Raw genomic sequence first — 4,173 nt, forward strand, 5'->3', positions numbered from 1 at the left:
GCATAGTCAGTGAACTTCCGGTAGGCCGCCGTCGGAATATCGTATTTATGCAGCAGGTCCTTCATGAACGCCTTGCTGCCCTCGATCTCGGCCGCGTTCTTGCGCGGCCCGAACACCTTGAGCCCTTCTCCCTCAAGAACGTCCACAATGCCTGCGGCCAGCGGATCGTCAGGTCCCACAACGACAAGCCCGACCTCTTGTTCCTTGGCGAACGCGGCCAACTTGTCGAATTCAAACACGCCAATCGGGACGCACTCCGCCACCTGCGCAATCCCGGCATTGCCGGGCGCACAGTAAATTTTATCCGCTTTGGCGCTCTTGGACAGGCTCCAGCAAATCGCATGCTCCCGTCCGCCGCCGCCAATCACCAAAATATCCATCCTTTATAAAACCTCCGGTCCGTTCTAGTGTTTGAAATGACGGACGCCGGTGAACACCATGGCGATTCCGTGCTCGTTCGCAACCTTGATCGATTCCTCGTCCCGGACGGAGCCGCCCGGCTGAATGACCGCCGTAATGCCCGCTTTGGCCGCAAGCTCCAGCGTATCGCCCATCGGGAAGAACGCATCGGAAGCGAGCACCGCGCCTTTGGCCTTGTCTCCGGCCTGCTCGATGGCGATCTTCGCCGCGCCTACGCGGTTCATTTGTCCCGCGCCGACGCCAACTGTCATGTCGTCTGCTGCAAGCACGATGGCGTTCGACTTCACATGCTTGACGACCTTCCAGCCGAACAGAAGCTGCTTCAGCTCTTCTTCGGTCGGCTTGCGGTCGGTTACGACCTTGAGATCGTCCGGATTAATGGAGTGAATGTCGCTTTCCTGCACGACCATGCCGCCCTCAACCGTCGTAACGACGAAGCTGCTCTTCCGCTCTGCGGCCGCGCCCAGCCCGCCGATTTTGAGCAGGCGGATATTTTTCTTCTTCGTGAGAATCTCCAGCGCTTCATCCGTAAAGCCGGGAGCGAGAATGATTTCCAGGAAGACGTCCTTCAGCAGATTCGCCGTATCGGAATCGATAGGGCGGTTAGCCGCCACGATGCCGCCAAAGATGGAGACGGGATCAGCGTTGTAGGCTTTTTGGTAAGCCTCAAAAATACTCTCGCCGACGCCGACACCGCACGGATTCATATGCTTCACCGCAACCACGGCAGGCTCGTCGAATTCCTTGACGATTTGCAGCGCCGCGTTGGCGTCGTTGATGTTGTTATAGGACAATTCCTTGCCGTGCAGCTGCTCGGCGCCGGTCAGCGTGTCGAGTGCCGCCAAAGGCGTACGGTAGAATGCCGCCTTCTGATGCGGATTCTCGCCGTAGCGTAAGTCCTGGATCTTCTCGTAAGTTACCGTGTAGCGCTCCGGCAGCGGTTCGCCGGTCACCTTGGACAGATAGTCGGAAATCAGGGCGTCGTAAGCCGCCGTATGGCGGAATACTTTTGCTGCAAGCCGTTTGCGGGTTTCAAGCGTCGTGTCGCCGCCCGCGCGCACTTCTTCAAGCACCTTGGCGTAATCGTCGGCGTCCACCACGACACTGACGAACGCATGGTTCTTCGCCGCCGAACGCAGCATGGTCGGTCCGCCGATGTCGATGTTCTCGATCGCTTCCTCGTAAGTCACATCGGGCTTGGCGATGGTCTCCGCGAACGGGTACAGATTTACGACCACCAGGTCGATATAATCCAGACCCAGCTCGGTCATCTGGCGCGTATGCTCCTCGTTGTCCCGAACCGCCAGCAGGCCGCTGTGGACGGCCGGATGCAGCGTCTTGACGCGTCCGTCCATAATTTCCGGAAAGCCCGTTACATCGGAGATGCCGATGACCGGCACACCTTCTTTGGCCAAGAGGGTGCTCGTTCCGCCGGTGGAGATAATTTCTACGCCCAATGCGGACAGCTCGCGGCAAAAATCCACGATGCCCCGTTTATCCGATACGCTGACCAGCGCTCTTTTGATACTCACTTTGTATAGTCCTCCTCCATTTTAACTTGCGGTTTAATTGGATAAAAGATTGACCGCATGAACGATTCAGGTTCTAAACGTCCTGCTTTCCCGTTTCCGGCAGCCTTCCTCCGCAAAATAATGCTTTGCCTTTTTTATATACCCGTTCGGTTCCCCAAAGCCCGCTTATCCGACATTTCTCACCGCTTGTGCAATATTTCCCGAGAAATATCAAACCTCCCGGCGTTCATCATTCCAATGTCGAATGAAGCGGACAACGGAACCGCCCTGCCATCATTATTGCCGAACCGTTGCTTTTCTTCCGTCCAGCTTGATCTTTCCGGCCGCAAAAGCGGCGACCACTTCCGGATAAAGCTCGTATTCGACCCGGTGAATGCGCTCTGCCAACGAATCCGCCGTATCGCCGTCCTCCACCGTGAGCGCGCGCTGGGCAATAACCGGCCCCGTATCCATGCCCCCGTCGACAAAATGCACCGTAACTCCCGTCAGCTTGACGCCGTAGGCCAGCGCCTGTCCGATCGCGTCCTTCCCGGCAAAGGCTGGCAGCAGCGACGGGTGAATATTAATGATGCGTCCCTCGTAGGGGGCCAGCAGCACCGGGGTTATAAGCCGCATGTATCCGGCCAGCACAATAAGCCCGATCTCGCGCTGCTTGAGCTCCTCCACAATCCGTGCTTCGTACAGCTCGCGGCTGTCAAACTCTTTCGGCCGCAGCAGCAGGGACGAAATCCCCGCCTCCTGCGCCCGCTGCGCCACAGGCGCTTCCGGTCTGTCGGACACCAGCAGCTTGATGACGCCGCCACCCAGCCGCCCTTCACGCTGCGCCTGCGCCAGCGCCGCAAAATTGCTGCCCTGCCCCGAAGCAAACACGGCGATCCGGCTGTAGTTCATCATACATCCGCTCCCGTAAAGGTGACCTTGCGTTCTCCTTCCGTGACTTTGCCAATCACATACGCTTCCTCGCCGCTGTCCTTCAGCAATTGCAGCGCCTTGGCCGCGTCGTCCGTGCTCACCACAAGCACCAGGCCGATGCCCATGTTGAAGGTTGTAAACATGTCGCGGTTGGTCACATTGCCCTTTTGCTGAAGAAGCTCAAATATCGGCAAAATCGGCCATGATCCGTAGCTGATGTCCACATTGACGCCATCCGGCAGCACGCGCGGAATGTTCTCGATGAAGCCGCCGCCGGTAATATGCGCCATGCCCTTCACCGGAAGCTGCTCCAGCAGCCCGAGAAGCGGCTTGACGTAAATTTTGGTCGGCTCCAGCAGCACGTCCCCAAGCGGCGCGCCGAGCTCCGGCAGCACTTCATCCAGGCTGTACCCGCCTTCTCCGTCCAGCAAAAGCTTCCGCACCAGCGAGAACCCGTTGCTGTGCACGCCGCTGGAAGCGAGTCCGATCACTGTATCGCCGGGCGCAATCTGCGCTCCCGTAACCAGCTTGGCCTTGTCGGCAACGCCCACGGTAAATCCGGCGATATCGTACTCGCCTGCCGCGTACATGCCCGGCATTTCCGCCGTCTCTCCGCCAATCAGCGCGCAGCCCGCCTGATGGCAGCCTTCCGCGATCCCCGAAACGATGGCTTCGATCTTCTCCGGCACCACCTTGTCGCAGGCCAGATAGTCGAGGAAAAAGAGCGGCTCCGCGCCCTGCACAACGATATCGTTCACGCACATGGCGACCGCATCGATGCCGATTGTGTCGTGACGGTCCGCCGCGAAGGCGATCTTCAGCTTCGTGCCGACACCGTCCGTCCCCGACACCAGCACAGGCTCCTCGTATTTATCTTTATTCAAGCCAAACAGCGCACCGAATCCGCCGAGCTCCGTCATGACCTCGGGGCGAAACGTGCGCTTCACATGCTTCTTCATTCGTTCTACCGCTTCATTGCCCGCCGCAATATCCACACCGGCGTTTTTGTAAGCTTCGGACACTTGGACACCTCTTTTCATGTAGTAAAACCCTGGGGATTGGGACCGGCGGTCATTACGAGAAACATTTGGGCTTCCGATCGCTGTTATGCCCAGATTTCCTGATTGAACCGCCAAGCGGTTGAAATCCGGGCATAAAGGCGAACGCTGCCGCTTCTCCAGCTCCAAATTTTCTCTTCATGACAGCCTCCCCAATCGCAGGGTAGGGGAAGTAGGGAAGGCCGGGCGCCTATAGAATCGGCGCCCGTGCCCGGGGCAAGCCCTGCCGCGATTTCGCGTTAGCGAACAGC

The 4,173-nt window shown here is 58.4% G+C and carries 3 protein-coding genes and 1 pseudogene; all 4 read right to left on the bottom strand.

From position 1 onward, the window contains the following. Positions 1-380: pseudogene (locus L692_RS27915) on the bottom strand (phosphoribosylamine--glycine ligase); the annotation flags it as partial. A gap of 24 nt (positions 381-404) precedes the next feature. Beyond that, positions 405-1,952 carry a bifunctional phosphoribosylaminoimidazolecarboxamide formyltransferase/IMP cyclohydrolase gene (gene purH / locus L692_RS0106165; protein WP_025698153.1) on the bottom strand — a complete coding sequence of 516 codons (1,548 nt, stop codon included), beginning with the start codon at positions 1,950-1,952 and terminating at the stop codon, positions 405-407. A gap of 276 nt (positions 1,953-2,228) precedes the next feature. Then, positions 2,229-2,843 carry a phosphoribosylglycinamide formyltransferase gene (gene purN, locus L692_RS0106170; RefSeq protein ID WP_025698155.1) on the bottom strand — a complete coding sequence of 205 codons (615 nt, stop codon included), beginning with the start codon at positions 2,841-2,843 and terminating at the stop codon, positions 2,229-2,231. Beyond that, positions 2,843-3,886 (bottom strand): phosphoribosylformylglycinamidine cyclo-ligase, encoded by a 1,044-nt coding sequence (purM, locus tag L692_RS0106175; protein ID WP_025698157.1) that lies wholly within the window; start codon positions 3,884-3,886, stop codon positions 2,843-2,845. The genes purN and purM overlap by 1 nt, the downstream gene beginning before the upstream one ends. Positions 3,887-4,173: the final 287 nt, after the last annotated feature.

Origin of the sequence: Paenibacillus forsythiae T98, from assembly GCF_000520735.1 — a bacterium.
GTDB classification, from domain to species: Bacteria; Bacillota; Bacilli; order Paenibacillales; family Paenibacillaceae; genus Paenibacillus_AQ; species Paenibacillus_AQ forsythiae.

Excerpts from the sequence above, each read along its gene's own strand:
- purN (WP_025698155.1), bottom strand. The coding sequence starts at position 2,843 with ATGAACTACAGCCGGATCGCCGTGTTTGCTTCGGGGCAGGGCAGCAAT.